Origin of the sequence: Enterococcus sp. DIV1206 (assembly GCF_051712485.1) — a bacterium.
Classification (GTDB): Bacteria; Bacillota; Bacilli; order Lactobacillales; family Enterococcaceae; genus Enterococcus; species Enterococcus faecalis.
The window spans coordinates 2,877,910-2,894,801 of record NZ_JBIOOZ010000001.1 but is presented as its reverse complement, the minus strand read 5'-3'; the positions used below and the strand labels follow the sequence as shown (position 1 = coordinate 2,894,801).

Annotated in this window: 19 protein-coding genes; 17 read left to right on the top strand and 2 right to left on the bottom strand. The window is 38.6% G+C overall.

The window, feature by feature from the left end; genetic code table 11:
• Positions 1-522: 522 nt before the first annotated feature.
• The 5 genes from rpmH to IGK86_RS14260 all read left to right on the top strand — a co-directional run bounded on the left by rpmH (position 523) and on the right by IGK86_RS14260 (position 3,967).
• Complete coding sequence (gene rpmH / locus IGK86_RS14280; RefSeq protein ID WP_002356012.1) at positions 523-657, top strand: 50S ribosomal protein L34; 135 nt, start codon at positions 523-525, stop codon at positions 655-657.
• A gap of 203 nt (positions 658-860) precedes the next feature.
• A complete protein-coding gene (gene rnpA, locus IGK86_RS14275) occupies positions 861-1,217 on the top strand; it encodes a ribonuclease P protein component (RefSeq protein WP_002356011.1) in 357 nt (118 codons plus the stop codon).
• Positions 1,217-2,044, top strand: coding sequence for a YidC/Oxa1 family membrane protein insertase (locus tag IGK86_RS14270; protein ID WP_002356010.1), 828 nt, complete (start codon positions 1,217-1,219; stop codon positions 2,042-2,044). Before rnpA ends, IGK86_RS14270 begins: the two co-directional genes overlap by 1 nt.
• A gap of 14 nt (positions 2,045-2,058) precedes the next feature.
• Positions 2,059-2,835, top strand: a complete 777-nt coding sequence (gene jag / locus IGK86_RS14265; protein ID WP_002361456.1) for an RNA-binding cell elongation regulator Jag/EloR — start codon at positions 2,059-2,061, stop codon at positions 2,833-2,835.
• A gap of 409 nt (positions 2,836-3,244) precedes the next feature.
• Positions 3,245-3,967: a response regulator transcription factor gene (locus IGK86_RS14260; RefSeq protein ID WP_002363545.1), complete on the top strand. Its 723-nt coding sequence runs from the start codon at positions 3,245-3,247 to the stop codon at positions 3,965-3,967.
• A 43-nt stretch (positions 3,968-4,010) separates the two neighbouring features.
• Here IGK86_RS14260 and IGK86_RS14255 read toward each other — a convergent pair whose 3' ends face one another.
• Positions 4,011-4,706 carry a GntR family transcriptional regulator gene (locus IGK86_RS14255; protein ID WP_002356006.1) on the bottom strand — a complete coding sequence of 232 codons (696 nt, stop codon included), beginning with the start codon at positions 4,704-4,706 and terminating at the stop codon, positions 4,011-4,013.
• A gap of 133 nt (positions 4,707-4,839) precedes the next feature.
• On the bottom strand, positions 4,840-6,237 hold the full coding sequence (locus IGK86_RS14250) for a CitMHS family transporter (protein ID WP_002356005.1): 1,398 nt from the start codon (positions 6,235-6,237) through the stop codon (positions 4,840-4,842).
• A 403-nt stretch (positions 6,238-6,640) separates the two neighbouring features.
• Here IGK86_RS14250 and IGK86_RS14245 point away from each other — a divergent pair, with 403 nt between their 5' ends.
• From IGK86_RS14245 to citG, 12 genes are all read left to right on the top strand, one after another.
• The gene (locus IGK86_RS14245; protein WP_002356004.1) at positions 6,641-7,003 is read left to right on the top strand and encodes a hypothetical protein; all 363 of its coding nucleotides are present in this window, start codon (positions 6,641-6,643) and stop codon (positions 7,001-7,003) included.
• Positions 6,987-7,388 (top strand): acetyl-CoA carboxylase biotin carboxyl carrier protein subunit, encoded by a 402-nt coding sequence (locus tag IGK86_RS14240; protein WP_002363547.1) that lies wholly within the window; start codon positions 6,987-6,989, stop codon positions 7,386-7,388. The genes IGK86_RS14245 and IGK86_RS14240 overlap by 17 nt, the downstream gene beginning before the upstream one ends.
• Before the next feature lie 29 nt (positions 7,389-7,417).
• On the top strand, positions 7,418-8,533 hold the full coding sequence (locus IGK86_RS14235; RefSeq protein WP_002383526.1) for a sodium ion-translocating decarboxylase subunit beta: 1,116 nt from the start codon (positions 7,418-7,420) through the stop codon (positions 8,531-8,533).
• 21 nt (positions 8,534-8,554) lie between these two features.
• Positions 8,555-8,689, top strand: coding sequence for an OadG-related small transporter subunit (locus tag IGK86_RS14230; RefSeq protein WP_002356001.1), 135 nt, complete (start codon positions 8,555-8,557; stop codon positions 8,687-8,689).
• 32 nt (positions 8,690-8,721) lie between these two features.
• Positions 8,722-9,714: a [citrate (pro-3S)-lyase] ligase gene (citC, locus tag IGK86_RS14225; RefSeq protein WP_016615890.1), complete on the top strand. Its 993-nt coding sequence runs from the start codon at positions 8,722-8,724 to the stop codon at positions 9,712-9,714.
• 5 nt (positions 9,715-9,719) lie between these two features.
• Positions 9,720-10,028 (top strand): citrate lyase acyl carrier protein, encoded by a 309-nt coding sequence (gene citD / locus IGK86_RS14220; RefSeq protein ID WP_438742599.1) that lies wholly within the window; start codon positions 9,720-9,722, stop codon positions 10,026-10,028.
• A complete protein-coding gene (gene citE / locus IGK86_RS14215; protein ID WP_002355998.1) occupies positions 10,016-10,903 on the top strand; it encodes a citrate (pro-3S)-lyase subunit beta in 888 nt (295 codons plus the stop codon). The genes citD and citE overlap by 13 nt, the downstream gene beginning before the upstream one ends.
• A 2-nt stretch (positions 10,904-10,905) precedes the next feature.
• Positions 10,906-12,438, top strand: coding sequence for a citrate lyase subunit alpha (citF, locus tag IGK86_RS14210; RefSeq protein WP_002355996.1), 1,533 nt, complete (start codon positions 10,906-10,908; stop codon positions 12,436-12,438).
• Complete coding sequence (gene citX, locus IGK86_RS14205; RefSeq protein ID WP_016616669.1) at positions 12,431-12,967, top strand: citrate lyase holo-[acyl-carrier protein] synthase; 537 nt, start codon at positions 12,431-12,433, stop codon at positions 12,965-12,967. The genes citF and citX overlap by 8 nt, the downstream gene beginning before the upstream one ends.
• Positions 12,960-14,357, top strand: coding sequence for an oxaloacetate decarboxylase subunit alpha (locus IGK86_RS14200; RefSeq protein WP_016616668.1), 1,398 nt, complete (start codon positions 12,960-12,962; stop codon positions 14,355-14,357). The genes citX and IGK86_RS14200 overlap by 8 nt, the downstream gene beginning before the upstream one ends.
• A gap of 117 nt (positions 14,358-14,474) precedes the next feature.
• Positions 14,475-15,647 carry an NAD(P)-dependent malic enzyme gene (locus tag IGK86_RS14195; protein WP_010714967.1) on the top strand — a complete coding sequence of 391 codons (1,173 nt, stop codon included), beginning with the start codon at positions 14,475-14,477 and terminating at the stop codon, positions 15,645-15,647.
• Positions 15,648-15,653: 6 nt separating this feature from the next.
• The gene (citG, locus tag IGK86_RS14190; RefSeq protein WP_002355991.1) at positions 15,654-16,523 is read left to right on the top strand and encodes a triphosphoribosyl-dephospho-CoA synthase CitG; all 870 of its coding nucleotides are present in this window, start codon (positions 15,654-15,656) and stop codon (positions 16,521-16,523) included.
• Positions 16,524-16,892 lie beyond the last annotated feature (369 nt).

The following is a 16,892-nucleotide window of genomic DNA, read 5'->3' as shown; positions in this document are numbered from 1 at the left end:
ACAGTGACCTCCTATATGTTTAAATTTTGGTTATCTAAAAAATGTGGATAACTTAAAAGAATGAGCATAGTCGATTTTAGCATTTTTTTTAAACTTTTTCCACAAGCAATTGTTCAATGTGGAAAAAAAGTACACAAGGGTGAAAAAAGTTTTCCACAGGGTGTCGACACTTGCGGAAGAAAGTGGTTGTTGAATGAGTTATCCACAAAAAGTTGAGAATAATTAAGCTTGACACAATCATGTTTCAATAACTTATCAACAGATAAAAAAACACCTGTGTAAAACTTTTTAACAGGCTGTTTTTTTGTGTAAAACTAGTGGAAAAATGGCTGTGAACAGAAAAAAATGTGGAAAACTATCCACAAGCTACTCACAGGAAAATTTAATTTGTGGATAATTGAAACGAATCTTTCTCAGGAAATATTTCTTAAATTTTATTGACAAAAGACCCTATTACTCGTTATACTATCAAAGTATGTCTATATATTGATGGATAGTTACAATTTCAGGAGGTGTAATTGCATGAAAAGAACGTATCAACCAAACAAACGTAAACGCCAAAAAGTTCACGGATTCCGTAAACGTATGAGCACTAAAAATGGCCGTCGCGTATTAGCAAGCCGTCGTCGTAAAGGTAGAAAAGTTATTTCTGCTTAATGATGGTCTGGTCTTTTAAACAGTCAATTTCTAAGAACCCTTAGTTATCTCCATAATTTTTTGGAAGATGTGAAGATAACTAAGGGTTCTTTTTCTGTTTTCAATAAAAGAAAGCAGGATTCTATAGAAAAGGCTACTAAAAAAGAGCGGAAATATGCTATTATTATTAAGAAGTAAAAAAATATAGAAACAAAGGGATGCCGATGAAAAAGTCCTACCGTGTCAAGAAAGAAAAAGAATTTCAACAGGTGTTTAATAAAAAACAATCTTGTGCAAATCGTCGTTTCGTGGTGTACGTTTTAGAGAAACCACAACAAGCCCATTTTCGAGTGGGGATTTCTGTTGGGAAGAAAATTGGAAACGCGGTCACAAGAAATGCTGTGAAGCGGAAAATCCGCGCGAGTTTATTTCAATTAAAAGACCGTATCTCTCCAGAAATTGATTTTATCGTGATTGCACGTCCAGGATTGGAAAAGTTATCGTCTGAAGAAGTGAAAGCTAATTTAACACATGTGTTAAATTTAGCTAAAATATTAGATGTAAGAGAGGGAATTGAGTAGTGAAGAAGTATAAGCGCTTATTATTAATGGCTGGGTTAGTGACCTTAGTCTTTGTTTTATCCGCCTGCGGAACCGCGCCCGTAAGTGAAAGTAGTACAGGAATTTGGGATCGATACATTGTTTATTATTTTGCCCAAGCGATTAAGTTCCTATCATTAGGCGGCAGTGTCGGAATTGGGATTATCCTATTTACGTTAGTCATCCGGATTATTTTATTGCCGTTGATGCATTTCCAAACGAAGAGTATGCGTAAAACACAAGAGTTGCAACCGCAATTAAAGGCCTTGCAACAAAAATATTCTTCAAAAGATCCTGAAACACAACGCTTATTCCGAGAAGAACAGCAACGTTTGTATGCAGAGAATAATGTGAATCCTTACATTGGCTGTTTACCACTGTTGGTTCAACTACCAATCATGATGGCTTTGTATCAAGCCATTTCACGCGTGCCTGAGTTAAAAGAAGGAACGTTCTTGTGGTTAAGCCTCGATAAGCCGGATCCGTATTTAATTTTACCGATTTTAGCAGCTGTCTTTACGTTTGCTAGTACGTATCTTTCAAGTATGAGCCAACTAGAAACAAATGCCTCACTGAAAATTATGAATTACGTTATGCCAGCGATGATCTTCTTTATGGGGATTTCATTGGCCAGCAGTTTATCTCTTTACTGGGTGGTGTCAAATGCCTTCCAAACAGGGCAAACATTGTTATTAAACAATCCATTCAAAATCCGTAAAGAGCGGGAGGAAGCAGCACGTCAAGCCAAAGCACGGGAGCGAGCGCTTGAACGAGCAAAAAGTCCTAAGAAAAAAGGGAAGAAAAAATAAAGGAGGTCGTTCAGATGCCGATTTATGAAGGAAATACAATCGAAGAAGCAACGCAGAAAGGCTTACAAGCACTTGGTTTAACCAAAGAGGATGTTACAATTGATGTGTTAGACGAAGGAAAAAAAGGATTTTTAGGTCTAGGAAAAAAACTTGCCCAAATTTCAATGGAACCAACGATTAGTGAGCAAGTCACAGAAGCGGTCGAAGAAACAGTGGAAGATATTGTTGTTGCCGATGAAGCAACAGCAGTGGAAGAAGCAGTTGAGGAATTAACCGAAGCAATTCCTAGTCTCTCAGAGGAATCAACACATTCTTTAGAAAATCTGGAAGACGAAGCTGCTATTACTGAATTAGCGATGTATTTAACGAATATTTCAAATGAACTGAACGCCCCTGCCATGGTTCGCATAGCGCGCGAGAATGGCAATATTATCTTCCATTTAGAAACAGAAAAACAAGGTATCTTAATTGGAAAACACGGAAAAGTGTTAAATGCGTTACAGTATTTAGCGCAAGTCTTTATTCACCGCATTGCAAGCAATAAGCTATCGATTGTTGTGAATGTCGGAAATTATCGTGAAAAACGTCATGAAATTTTGGAACGTTTAGCGAAACGCACCGCGGAAAAAGCCAAACGTACTGGGCGGCCAGTCTTCTTGGAACCAATGCCGGCTTTTGAAAGAAAACAAATTCATCACACGCTAAGTAAAGATGAGCAAATCAAAACCCATTCTGAAGGGGATGAACCTTATCGGTATTTAGTGGTTGAACCAGTTAAGAAGTATTTTTAAACAGAGGTCGGGACGGAACCGTTTAGCTCCGAGAAATAAGAAGGAATTTCCGAAAATTGCTTTTTAATTTTTGGAGACCAAGTAGGTATTGTTCATCATCGAATCACTACGTTCTTCGTGATTCTCAACAATTTCGGCTTATTTCCGAAGGACCTTCAACTCTTAGAGCTTTAGCTCTTAGAAGTTGTTGAGATCGGAGCAACGCGTAGTGTTGGTTCTGTTCCCGCCGTTTATCAGGTTTTGAGCCTGGAACAAAAATCCAAAGTGATTTTTGTTCCAGGCTCTTTCCCAGTTAAATGATTTTTTAGCCGTCTCCGTTTCTTTTTTTATGTTATGATAATCAGTAATTACTCCAGTAGTAAATTCAAATGAAAAAGTTTTGTAAAGAGACGTAGGGGGAGCAACAGGTATGCGTACGGAGAAAATACTGGTTGTAGATGATGATGCAGCAGTTCGTCGCTTGATTTGGAAAGCATTACAATCAACAGGTATTCTTATTTACCAAAGTGAATCAATTGAAAAAACAAAAGATATCGTGTCCAGAGTTACCTTTGATTTGTTCATTTTAGATGATAACTTGGAACATGACAGCGATGGTTACTACTTAGTCCAAATGATTAGAGAGAAATATCCACTAGTGCCAATTATCTTTTTTAGTAGCAAAAAAGAAGAAGAGGATATCATTGCAGCCTTGGAAATGGGCGTGGATAGTTATATAACGAAACCTTTTTCCTTGAATGTTTTTAAGGCTCAGGTGATTGCTTCGTTGAATCGAGCTCGAATGATTCGAAAACAATTGAATGTTTATAAAAAAGAAGAGCTACAGGTAGGCGATTTCCGTTTTGATTATGGTCGTTATCAACTATTTAAAAAGGATTTACCTATTTCATTGTCTTCGAAAGAAGTTCAATTAATTCAATTTTTTCTGGAGAATCCCGAGCAAGTATTCTCTAAAGAACAAATTTACAGCAGTGTTTGGGGTACTGGGGATGTCGATGCGAATACGATTATGGTTTTTATTAATCGTTTACGAAGTAAATTAGAAGAAAACCCGAAAGAACCTTGTTACCTTCGGACCGTTTGGGGCATTGGTTATACCTTTACGCCAGATGGTTGCGTACAAAAAAAATGAAAAAAGGCCCGCAGTTGCACGAGCGACTGCGGGTCTTTTTTGCTTATTCAATTTGCCGACGTTCCATTTCTTTCAAAATAAATTGAAGCGAACGATTTAGATGTTCATGGGTTAAAAGTGTGATCTGGTCAATATTCTTTGTTTTCATTCCGCGGAAAATTAACCAGTGTTCTTCTAGGGCAATACTACGACGTTCTGAGGCACGAATCGCAATATCTCTGAAATAGATTAAGTAAGCATGGAGATCAGTCACAATTTTTTTTAAACGTAGCATCTGACTCTTAGTATAAATAAAGGAATTAAAATCTGAAAAGTTCTGTAGTAAGTCATCTACTTGGTTATTTTTATTGTATTGTTCTCCTTCGAGAAGTAAGGCTTCCAATTCATCAAAATCTTCTGGTGTCATGAGTTCCATGGCTTTAATGGTTGCTAAAGTGTCCAAAGATTTACGAATATCATAAATTTCATAAGCATCTTTCATACTAATCCCTTTAACCACAATACCCACCATAGGTATATGTTCCACCAATTGTTCTTTGACCAATTCTTGTAAAGCAAAGCGAATGGGCGTCCGACTAATGTTTAATTGCTCGGAAAATTCTTTTTCGTTAATCCGTTCACCTGCAGGAATATCCCCTAAAATAATGGTTTTTTTAAAGGCTTCGTAGGTACAAATTTTTAGAGGTTTACTGCTGGTTAAATCTAAGTTCCGTTTTACTGCTTCAACCGTTGGATTCATATGAGGCACCTCCCTATAGGTTATTCTTATAGATAATAAATATAATATTAAAAATGAAAATATAACGCAAGAAAAGACAAAATGAAAAGAAAACCGAGGAGAAAAGGTACTCCTACGGTTTCAGCGACGACGTTTAATTTTGTGGAATAAATAAAGGCATGTGACCTAAAGCAACAATTGTTACAACGAAAATAACGAAAATTCCTAAGGCATATTTTGCCGATTCTTTTTGCCATTGGCCCATATCTAAACCAGTTAAACGTAATAGCAAGTAAATAAATGCCACTAATGGACTTAATAAGTGGAACGCTTGCCCCATTAAGGAAGCTAAAGCCATAGACATATTGTCAAATCCATAAGAACGTCCAGCTTCTGCTAGGACTGGTAAGACACCGAAATAGAAACCGTCGTTTGAAATAAAGAATGTTCCTGGTGCTGAAATGAACGCAATCACTAAGCCCCAAGCGCCGGCTAATTGTTTTGGAATAATATTAACAAAGCTATTTGCTAAGGCATTGGCCATACCAGAACCTTGGAATAAGCCCATGAAGACGCCAGCAGCAAAAACTAAGATAACTACTTGCACAGCATCACCAGCATTTGCACTGATACGGCTGCTTTGATCTTTTAATTTTGGATAGTTGATCATTAAAGCGATACAAGTACCAACTAGGAATAATAATAACGGTGGCATTTCAATCCACGAAGGCAAACCTAATTGACCAACGAATGAACTTAGGACTAACCAACCGATTAAGACAATCGTTAAAATACCATTGAATGCAAAATTCTTTGGACGACGAATTTCTAATAACTCAGGATCGTTAACAATAGTCATTTCTTCCAATTCTTTATCAGTAAGCGTTGTCACGCCTAAGCGAGCACGTTCTTTTTTCCCCATGCGATAAGCAACAAAGAAGATAACATACAATACAGATAAAATCATACCAGGTGCTAAATAAGAAAGAATATCGGCATCAACTTCTAGTACGGCCATGGCACGAGCTGTTGGACCGCCCCAAGGTAATAAGTTCATAATGGTGTTTTGTAAGATAACAAGCACACCTAAATTCATCAATTTCATATTAAGTTTTTTGTAGATGGGAATAAACGCAGAACAGCAAATCAAGGTCGTGGTTGTTCCATCTCCGTTTAAGGAAACAGCAGCAGCAACTACCGCAGTAGCCATCAAGACTTTCATTGGATCGCCTTTAGCAAAGTAAATCATTTTTTTAGTGATTGGGTCAAACAAACCAGCATCCAACATAATAGAGAAGTAAAGAATGGCAAATAATAACATAATACCAGTTTTTGAAGTAGTTGAAATCCCATCTAAGACGAAATTCCCAATGTTGACTTCAGGGACAACACCGTCAGCACCAGGTGGCGGACTCGCTACTCCAGTTGCAATTGCAATCAAAGTAAAAATAAGAGGAATAATTACTAAAGATGTAAACGGTGACAATTTCTTTTTCATGATTACATACATAAAGATGATAATCATACCATAAGCTAAAATAGTGAGTAACATGTTTTTCTTCCTTTCTTTTTTAGAACTTTTTTGTAAGCGTTAACAACCGGTGTTAATAAAAAAGAATAGCCATGAGAAATGTTTCACAGTATTCTGGTTTACAACAAAAAATATTTTTTGTGTTTGTCTATAGTGTGAGAATATACAAACTTTCGCAGAGAATAAATAGCCTAAAACAAAAAGAACATCAAAAAAACAATTCAACAATCAAATTCTTATTAATAACTTAATATAATATTAATAGAATCTTAACGGCTGATAAATGCTTATATACCAATGTTTACAGAGTTTTTTTCACAAAATAAACAATAAAAGAACAATCTGAGCTAGTGTTTTCACTAGGTTTTTTAACGGTTTTTTCTATAATGAACGTATACCAAGAATTAGTGAAAGGAGAGACAATATGGGCCTATTTAAGTCCTTATTCAAGAAAGAGCAACACACGCAGGATACCGAGATTAATGAAAGCGTTATCCAACGTGAAGCGGATAACTTGGAAAAGCGATGGATAGATATACCAGCATATATTCCTGCTGAGCCAAAAGAATATCAATTGGTAAGTATTGTGGCCACTGCCATCGCAGCAGGAGAGTTTCCAGAAAGTCGTTTTGTTATCAAAAAAATCGCAAAACGAAATCCAGAAGCAAAAGAAGTTGCCATTATTGCAGCCAGTATAGCTGCAGAGCTTTCAGAAGAGTCTCAGCTAGTTGTCAAAAGAATTTCAAAACAAAACCTTGAGGAGGATCATTATGTTACGCAAATTTAAAATTTCAATTGATGGGAAAGAATATTTAGTCGAGATGGAAGAAATCGGTGGCGTCCCACAACCAGCACCTGTTGCGCCACAACCAACAGCGCCAGTTGCTACGACAGAAACACCAGCCCCTGCTGTTGAAGAAGCCCCAGCGCCAGCAGCACAGCCAGCCGCCCCAGCAGGAGCAGATGCAATGCCTGCGCCAATGCCAGGAACTGTGTTAAAAGTATTAGTCAATGTTGGTGATACGGTGTCTGAGAACCAACCATTGTTAATTTTAGAAGCAATGAAGATGGAAAATGAAATCGTTGCAGGAAAAGCAGGTACGGTAACAGGAATTCATGTTACCCAAGGCCAAATTGTGAATCCAGGGGAACCATTAATAACAATTAACTAGAATTAATTTAAGAAGAGGAAGTGATTTGTGTGGAGACACTGATTCAAGGTGTTATAGGAATGGGCCAAGAACCAGGACGCATTGTGATGATGCTGATTGGTGGACTATTAATGTATTTAGGAATAAAAAAAGAGTATGAACCAACACTTTTAGTGCCGATGGGTTTAGGAACGATTTTAGTGAACTTTCCCAATTCCGGCGTATTGAGCGCTGGCGGCGAGCCAGGTCCGTTTAATGTTCTTTTTGATTTTGGAATAAAAACAGAATTATTCCCGTTATTATTATTTATTGGGATTGGGGCAATGATTGATTTCGGGCCATTGTTACAAAATCCGTTTATGTTGATGTTTGGTGCCGCTGCACAGTTTGGGATTTTCTTTACAGTTATTATGGCTGTTTTATTAGGTTTTGATTTAAACGATGCTGCTTCGATTGGGATTATTGGTGCCGCTGATGGTCCAACGTCTATTTTCGTAGCAAATACCTTACATTCAAAATACATGGGGGCCATAATGGTTGCCGCTTACTCCTACATGGCGTTAGTTCCGATTATTCAACCAGTAGCGATTAAAGCAGTGACGACGAAAGCCGAACGTCGGATCCGTATGACTTATCGGGCCGGTGAAGTTTCTCAAACAGCGAAAATTCTTTTCCCGGTTGTTATTACGATTGTCGCAGGGTTAATTGCGCCGGTGTCATTACCATTAGTTGGTTTCTTAATGTTTGGGAACTTATTAAGAGAATGTGGCGTTTTGGACCGCTTATCCATTACAGCTCAAAATGAATTGGTCAATATTATTAGTATCTTGCTAGGACTATCTATTTCCGTTAGCATGAACTATGCAGAGTTCTTAAAAGTCGATACATTGATGGTTATTGGCTTAGGGTTAGTCGCCTTTATTATGGATTCAGTCGGCGGCGTGCTTTTTGCTAAATTCTTGAATTTATTTAGAAAAGAAAAAATCAATCCCATGATTGGTGCTGCGGGTATTTCCGCTTTCCCAATGTCTAGTCGGGTTATTCAAAAAATGGCTACGGATGAAGACCCACAAAACTTTATTTTAATGCATGCTGCTGGTGCCAACGTTTCAGGACAAATCGCTTCTGTAATTGCTGGCGGCTTACTATTAGCCTTTTTAACATAGGACGGAAAGGAGAACGAATACATGTCTGTTAACATGGAAGATTTAAAAATTGCTTTTGAACTGTTAGGTTTTGGTTGGGGCGGCGTTTTCGTTGTTTTATTTATCATTTATCTAGCATCTAAATTACTAACAAAATTATTTCCAATTAAAAAATAAAGGAGGTTATTGCTGTGAGCAGCGTATATACAATGAAAAGAATCTGGTTGCAAAAAGATAAAAAAGCTTATCAAGCTTGGCGCGAATTAATGGAAAAAGCCGCATTGCAAACGACAGAAGCACTTGATTACACCGTTGGCATATATGATGACACAGCATTAATCGCCTCTGGCTCGCTTTCAGGCAAAACGATTAAGTGCGTGGCCGTTTGTAAAAAATATCAATCTGAAAACTTGTTAACCCAATTGGTGGTTCATCTACTTGAAAAACTGAGAGAAGAAAACCAATTACACAGTTTTTTGTATACAAAACCAAAAAATGAACAAATTTTTCAGTCGCTAGGCTTTCAAAAAGTGGTTGCGAATCAAGAGGTGCTATTTATGGAGCAAGGCAAACCAGATTTTGCCGATTATCTTGGTTACCTGACACAGCATAAAAAAGCAGGGCCAGCCAGTAGCATTGTCATGAATGCAAATCCTTTTACGAAAGGCCATCAGTACTTAGTCGAAAAAGCAGCCAAAGAAAGTCCACACGTTTATGTGTTTGTTTTATCTGAAGATAAATCGCTGTTTTCAAAAGAAGCACGTTTCGCAATGGTGCAAAAAGGGGTCGCCCATTTACCCAATGTGACAGTCCTATCTACAGAAGATTACTTAGTTTCGTCTGCGACTTTTCCTACCTATTTTTTGAAAGAAAAAGCGCCATTAGAGGTAGCTGCAATTCAAGCAACGCTTGATGCAACGTTATTTAAAGAAAGAATTGCGCCAATACTTGAAATTCAGCAACGTTATGTGGGAGAAGAGCCTTATTCAGAAGTGACCGATGTCTACAATCAAGCAATGCAACAAGTTTTCGGACAAACGATAACGCTAACCATTGTCCCGCGATTAGCGAGTGATGGAGAGCTGATTAGTGCGACGAAAGTTCGCAAAGCGATGGCTGAAGGCGACAAAGAGACACTCAAGAAGTTTTTACCAGCAACAAGTTATCAATACTTAGTAGAACACAAGAAACTAATGAGGTGAAGAAAGTGAAGATTATCAAAAATGCTACTGCAGGGACAGTAGAATCAAGTGATATTATGATTACCGTCCAACCCATTGAATCAACAGAAAATACCATTGAATTAGAAAGTAGTGTCGAAAAACAATTTGGCAATCAAATTCGCCAGGTGATTACGACAACTTTGGAACATTTAGATGTCCAAGGCGTTGTGGTCAAGGCGATTGATAAAGGGGCATTAGATTGTACAATCAAAGCTCGGATGATTACAGTTTTACATCGAGGCGCTGAAAAAGAAACGTATGATTGGAAGGAGTTGGACTCATGGAACGTTTAAGAAGAACAATGATGTTTGTCCCTGGAGCGAACGCAGCAATGCTAAGAGATGCACCTTTGTATGGGGCAGATTCAATCATGTTTGATTTAGAAGATGCAGTTTCATTAAAAGAAAAAGACTCTGCCCGTGTTTTAGTCCATTCTGCTTTGAAAACTTTCGATTATGGCAATATTGAAATTGTTGTTCGGATCAATGCTTTAGATGCCGGTGGTGCAGAAGATATTGAAGCAATGGTCTTAGCTGGTGTCGATGTGATTCGTTTACCAAAAACAGAAACAGCCCAAGATATCATTGATGTCGAGGCAGTCATTACAGAAGTAGAACAGCAAAATGACATTCCCGTAGGAACAACGAAAATGATGGCTGCCATCGAATCGGCTGAAGGTGTTCTAAATGCGCCCGCGATTGCCAAAAGTTCAACTCGCTTGATTGGCATCGCGTTAGGCGCCGAAGACTATGTTACCAATATGAAAACACGGCGCCATCCAGATGGCCAAGAACTATTCTTTGCTCGTAGCATGATTTTACATGCCGCTCGAGCAGCTGGGATTGCAGCTATTGATACGGTCTATTCAGATGTAGACAATACGGAAGGCTTTGAAGCCGAAGTTCGTTTGATTAAACAGCTAGGTTTCGATGGGAAATCGGTGATTAACCCTCGTCAAATCCCATTAGTTAATACTATTTATGCGCCAACAGAAAAAGAAATCCAGAATGCTAAGGAAGTAATCTGGGGCATTCGGGAAGCCGAAGCAAAAGGTTCCGGTGTTATCTCCGTAAATGGAAAAATGGTTGATAAACCAATTGTTGAACGAGCTGAACGGGTCATTGCGTTAGCATTGGCGGCTAAATTAATTACCGAGGAGGAAATATAGACATGGTAGTAAATAAAGTAGGCAAAGACATTCCTCAATCTTATGCAGAGCAATACGGCATTTATGAAGGAGAATTAGCACACATTGATGCTTATCAAGAAGCGAGCCGAGCAATTAAACCAGTGAAACCTCGGGAGACAAAACTTTTAGGAAGTATTCGTGAAGCAATTGAAAAAACAGGGTTGAAAGATGGCATGACCATCTCTTTCCATCACCATTTCCGTGAAGGAGACTATGTGATGAATTTAGTTTTAGCCGAGATTGCCGCCATGGGGCTGAAAAACATTTCGATTGCACCTAGTTCAATTGCAAATGTTCATGAACCTCTGATCGAACACATTAAAAATGGAGTAGTCACCAACATTACTTCTTCTGGTTTGAGAGATAAAGTAGGCGCCGCTATTTCAGCAGGTATCATGGAAAATCCTGTGGTGATTCGTTCACATGGTGGCCGGGCACGGGCAGTAGCAGCAGGCGATATCCATATTGATGTAGCTTTCTTAGGTGCACCAAGTTCAGACGCTTATGGAAATGCGAATGGAACCAAAGGAAAAGCTACCTGTGGTTCTCTTGGATATGCGATGGTCGATGCAAAATATGCGGATCAAGTTGTCATCATTACTGACACATTAGTACCATATCCTAATACCCCCATTAGTATTCCACAAACAGATGTTGATTATGTAGTAGAAATTGATGCAATTGGTGATCCAGATGGAATTGCCAAAGGGGCGACACGTTTTACAAAGAATCCCAAAGAATTATTGATTGCTGAATATGCCGCAAAAATAATTACACATTCTCCTTACTACAAAGAAGGCTTCTCATTCCAAACAGGAACAGGTGGCTCTTCACTAGCAGTTACGCGGTTCATGAGAGAACAAATGCTTAAAGATGGTATTAAAGCAAGTTTCGCTTTAGGCGGAATTACGAATGCAATGGTGGAACTTTTGGAAGAAGGCTTAGTAGAAAAAATTATTGACGTCCAAGACTTTGATCATCCATCAGCTATTTCTTTAGGGGAAAATGCCAATCATTATGAAATTGATGCCAATATGTATGCTTCACCGCTTAGCAAAGGGGCGGTTATTAATCAATTAGACACAGCTATTTTATCTGCTTTAGAAGTGGACACAGATTTTAATGTAAATGTCATTACTGGTTCAGATGGTGTTATCCGTGGTGCTTCTGGCGGACATTCCGATACAAGTATGGCTTGTAAAATGAGTCTAGTGATTGCACCACTTGTTCGTGGACGGATTCCAACAATTGTTGAGCAAGTAAATACAGTCGTTACACCAGGTACGAGTGTCGATGTCGTAGTAACAGAAGTCGGCATTGCAATCAATCCAAAAAGAACAGACTTAATTGATTGTTTTAAAACTTTAGATGTTCCTCAGTTTACGTTAGAAGAGTTGAAAGACAAAGCCTACAACATTGTTGGCACCCCGGAACCAATTAAATATGGAGACAAAGTCGTTGCGTTAATTGAATACCGAGATGGTAGTCTAATTGATGTGGTACGCAATGTTTAATGGGGAAAAAGTAACACTTTTAGAGATGTTGGATGCTCGCGAACAAAGAGCTGCTACACAGAAGGAGTTGTTAGAAACAGCACCAGAAGCTAGTCTCTTATCTGCCACAATGAATATTCCTGGAGAAGTAAAAAATTCGCCCACCTTAACGGATGTTTTTTTAGAAGTAATTGACGAAGTCGAGCAACAATTGCTGGATCAAGTACCGATTGTTAATTTTTACCGGAATGAAAAGACAGGGCCTGAATATTATTTGGCGGTTTCGTTAGCCCCGCAAGAGTTAAAACAAAGAATGGTCAAAATTGAAGAAACACATCCTTATGGTCGTTTAGTGGACCTAGATGTTTTATGGGGAAATGAGGAACTAAAAAGCCTTCATCGAGGAGATTTAGGCTTGCCACCACGGCGCTGTTTTATGTGCCAAGAAGAGGCGAAAGTCTGTGGACGAAATCGACGTCACAGTCTTGAAGCAATGCAAGAAAAAATAACAGAAATAATTTTGACACGAAAGGAGCAGCCAAGTGAGTAAAAAAATTCGTTTTACAGAAACGGTGCTACGGGATGGGCAACAAAGTTTAATTGCAACACGGATGCCAACCTCAGATATGCTACCGATTATTAAAACAATGGACGAGGCAGGATTTCATGCATTAGAAATGTGGGGCGGGGCAACGTTTGATTCCTGTGTCCGCTATTTAAACGAGGATCCTTGGGAACGTCTTCGCCAAATTCGCAAAGAAGTTAAAAATACCAAACTTCAAATGTTATTACGAGGACAAAATTTACTAGGATATCGTCATTACGCTGATGATGTGGTGCGGGCCTTTGTCGAAAAATCAGTTGAAAATGGGATTGATATTATTCGTATTTTCGATGCCTTGAATGATGTCCGTAATTTACAAACAGCAATTCAAACAACAAAAGAAGCTGGCGGACACTGTCAAGCAGCGATCTCTTATACCACGAGTGAAATTCATACCATCGATTACTTTGTAAAATTAGCCAAAGAATTAAGTCAAACAGGAGCGGATTCCATTTGTATTAAGGACATGGCAGGCGTTTTGACGCCACAAACTGGTTTTGAATTAGTGAGCAAAATGAAAGATGCCATTGATTTACCTTTAGAGGTGCATACGCATGCGACTAGTGGTATTTCTGAGATGACCTATTTAAAAGTTGCTGAAGCAGGTGCGGATATCATCGATACAGCTATTTCTTCTTTCGCTGGCGGTACGAGTCAACCAGCCACAGAATCTGTAGCCATTGCGTTAGAAGATTTAGGCTTTGAAACAGGTTTAAATATGGAAAAAGTAACAGAGATTGCTGACTATTTCAATCCGATTCGTGATCGCTTTAGAAGTGAAGGCATTTTAAACCCTAAAGTTAAAGATACGGAACCGAAAACCTTGATTTATCAAGTACCTGGTGGTATGTTATCAAACTTATTAAGTCAATTAACGGAGCAAGGCTTACAAGACAAATATGAAGAAGTTTTAGCTGAAGTACCTAAAGTAAGAGCAGATTTAGGGTATCCACCACTAGTTACGCCGCTTTCACAAATGGTTGGAACACAAGCCTTAATGAATGTGATTTCTGGGGAAAGATATTCCTTAATACCGAATGAAATCAAAGATTATGTGCGCGGAGAATACGGCAAATCACCAGCACCTATCGCAGAAGAGATTAAACAAAAAATCATCGGGGATGAAGAGGTAATCACTTGTCGACCGGCGGATTTATTGAAACCAGAGTTGCATAGTTTAAAAAAGGAAATCCAACAATACGCAAAATCTGAAGAGGATGTCCTATTATATGCGATGTTCCCACAACAAGGAAAAGACTTTTTAGGCCGTCGTGAAGATCCTTTTTACGATGTACCGTTACAGAAAGTGACAGTCAAACTTGACTTGCCAGAATAGAACGAGCAAGTGCTCCGCAAATGTATAAAGAAGCAAGGGTTTGAGCGACGATAACGGTTGTTCAAACCCTTGCTTCATCAAATAGAAAAAAGGCAGCCCGTGAAAGGAAGTGACAATGTGTTAGAAGAAGTTCTAGCAATTCATCAAAAAAATATTGGTGTGCTAAGTCTTGAAGCAACAGAAGCGGTATTAAACCATCATGATTTAGCCAAAATGTATACACCTGGTGTCGCAGAATTGAGTTTAATGATTGCCCAAAATCATGAATTAGCGCGCGAGTGGACCATTAGTGGTAAGTTAATTGCAGTTATTACAGATGGGTCAGCTGTTCTGGGTCTCGGCAATATGGGCACGCAAGCGGGCTTGCCAATTGTTGAAGGCAAAGCTTTACTTTATAAAAATTTGGCGGGGGTCGATGCTATTCCTTTAGCACTGGAACAAAAATCAGTGGACGAGATGGTTCAAACAATTGAAAATTTACAAAATAGTTTTGCAGGAATCCATCTAGAAGATATTTCTGCACCAAAATGTTTTGAAATTGAAGAAAAACTTCAACAACGTTTGAATATTCCTGTGTATCATGATGACCAAGAAGGCACAGCCATTGTCGTTTTAGCTGGGCTAATCAACGCAGCCAAAATTAAAGGAAAACCTTTAAATGAATTACGTGTGGTGATTAACGGAGTTGGTGCTTCTGGTGTAGCGACCGCTAAGTTATGTATTCAAGCGGGGATTACGCATCTCACCTTAGTAGATCGCCAAGGTGTTTTAAGAGAAGAAGACCCGACATTGAATCCTTACCAACGTGCTTTGCTTCGACAGGTAATAAAACCATCAGTAGAAAACAAAGATTTAGCCACCGCTGTCGTCAATCAGGATGTTTTTTTAGGCTTATCAGAAGCGGATGTGCTAACGCCAGCTCTGATTAAATCAATGAACCAAGACCCAATTATCTTTGCTTTAGCAAATCCTAAACCAGAAATTGAACCAGCCCTCGCCCAAGCCAATGGCGTCCGTTTATTAGCAACTGGTTCTTCCAAATATCCGAATCAGGTGAACAACATTTTAGCTTTTCCAGGTCTTTTTAAAGGGTTATTGGCAGCGAAAGGCAGAAAAGTTGATGTCGGTTTGCAAATGACAGTAGCACGAAGCTTGGCCGCTATGATTTCAGAACCCACAGCAGAAAAATTCATACCTAATGTATTTGATGGCGGCGTAGTTGACACGGTTTTTAATGCTGTACTAGACTATATAAAACAAGAAAAGACCATGGCAGAAGAAGGGACGTAAAAGGCAATGACAAAGCAAGCAAGGAGTAAATTAGCGCAGCAAGCACAATTGGCACTACTCTATGAAGTGACCTGTTTAAATAAACCAGGCTTGGTGGATCCAGTCGATGCAGGCGCCCATCAAGATATGGATGTTTTCACTTTTTTAGAAAGTAGTGTGGTTTTGACTCCTTATTTTGAAACCTTCGTTCAAGCTGGGACAGAGCTACGTCATTTGCCGATTGAGGCAACATTTCGCGCGATTCGACAAGTTGGTTTAGAAGCAGAACGAGCGATGTTTGAGGCAACAGAAGGGATCAATACACATAAAGGAGCAATTTTTTCTCTAGGTATTTTTTTAGCTATCTGTGGTCGTTTAATGATTTGGGAGACCCCTTGCACCTTACAATTGTTTCAACAAACGCTTCAAACAATGACGCAAGACTTACTGGCCGACTTTGAAAACCTCGCTACGAATGAGCTAGAAAAACTAACTTGGGGTGAACGACTATTTGTTCAGCATGGCTTGACTGGAATCCGTGGTGAGGCGCAACAAGGCTATCCCGCTGTCTTTGAACAGGGAGTGCCTTATTATCAAAAACATCAAGGCACACAACAACAAAAACTCATTGATACGCTCCTTTATTTATCGCTCTATGTTGAGGATACGAATTTGATTAAACGAAGTCAAAATGTCCAAATTTTTGAAATATATCAACCGTTAATCCAGGAATATTTTGCTTTAGGGGGGACACAAACGTTACGGGGAACCCTTTGCTTAGAAAGATTGAATCACTTATTCAAAGAAAAAAATTGGAGTATTGGTGGCAGTGCAGATGCTTTAATTTTGGTGGTGTTTTTAGATAAACTAATGAAATTAAATTGGCTGACCCCTTAATTAAAAAGATAGTTACAACGCTGATTTGGTCAGTTATTTTGACCTTATATGCCTATGGAAAGGTCTCAAGAGAATTCAAGAAAGCGATTGACAAATACCACGAAACACAGTATATTTTATTACGAAATCATTCTTATCAGAGTATACAAATACGATGATAAACAGTTGAAGCGAATCTTGATTTGCTTTTCCTAAACCTGATTCTTTTAGAATCAGGTTTTTGTTTATCTAAAAGGCGGCATTCGTTCAAAAACGGCTGTCGTCTTTTTTTTATGAAATTTTTTTAATATAAAAAATTTCATAAAAAAATCTTAAAAACAGAAAAAATTGTTATAGATTAGAGTCATTTTTTTGATGTAAAGTTTTTAT

Bases quoted from the DNA above. Each gene is read 5' to 3' on its own strand.
- rpmH (WP_002356012.1), top strand. From the start codon at position 523: ATGAAAAGAACGTATCAACCAAACAAACGTAAACGCCAAAAAGTTCAC.
- rnpA (WP_002356011.1), top strand. From the start codon at position 861: ATGAAAAAGTCCTACCGTGTCAAGAAAGAAAAAGAATTTCAACAGGTG.
- jag (WP_002361456.1), top strand. From the start codon at position 2,059: ATGCCGATTTATGAAGGAAATACAATCGAAGAAGCAACGCAGAAAGGC.
- IGK86_RS14260 (WP_002363545.1), top strand. From the start codon at position 3,245: ATGCGTACGGAGAAAATACTGGTTGTAGATGATGATGCAGCAGTTCGT.
- IGK86_RS14255 (WP_002356006.1), bottom strand. From the start codon at position 4,706: ATGAATCCAACGGTTGAAGCAGTAAAACGGAACTTAGATTTAACCAGC.
- IGK86_RS14250 (WP_002356005.1), bottom strand. From the start codon at position 6,237: ATGTTACTCACTATTTTAGCTTATGGTATGATTATCATCTTTATGTAT.
- IGK86_RS14245 (WP_002356004.1), top strand. From the start codon at position 6,641: ATGGGCCTATTTAAGTCCTTATTCAAGAAAGAGCAACACACGCAGGAT.
- IGK86_RS14240 (WP_002363547.1), top strand. From the start codon at position 6,987: ATGTTACGCAAATTTAAAATTTCAATTGATGGGAAAGAATATTTAGTC.
- IGK86_RS14230 (WP_002356001.1), top strand. From the start codon at position 8,555: ATGTCTGTTAACATGGAAGATTTAAAAATTGCTTTTGAACTGTTAGGT.
- citC (WP_016615890.1), top strand. From the start codon at position 8,722: ATGAAAAGAATCTGGTTGCAAAAAGATAAAAAAGCTTATCAAGCTTGG.
- citE (WP_002355998.1), top strand. From the start codon at position 10,016: ATGGAACGTTTAAGAAGAACAATGATGTTTGTCCCTGGAGCGAACGCA.
- citF (WP_002355996.1), top strand. From the start codon at position 10,906: ATGGTAGTAAATAAAGTAGGCAAAGACATTCCTCAATCTTATGCAGAG.
- citX (WP_016616669.1), top strand. From the start codon at position 12,431: ATGTTTAATGGGGAAAAAGTAACACTTTTAGAGATGTTGGATGCTCGC.
- citG (WP_002355991.1), top strand. From the start codon at position 15,654: ATGACAAAGCAAGCAAGGAGTAAATTAGCGCAGCAAGCACAATTGGCA.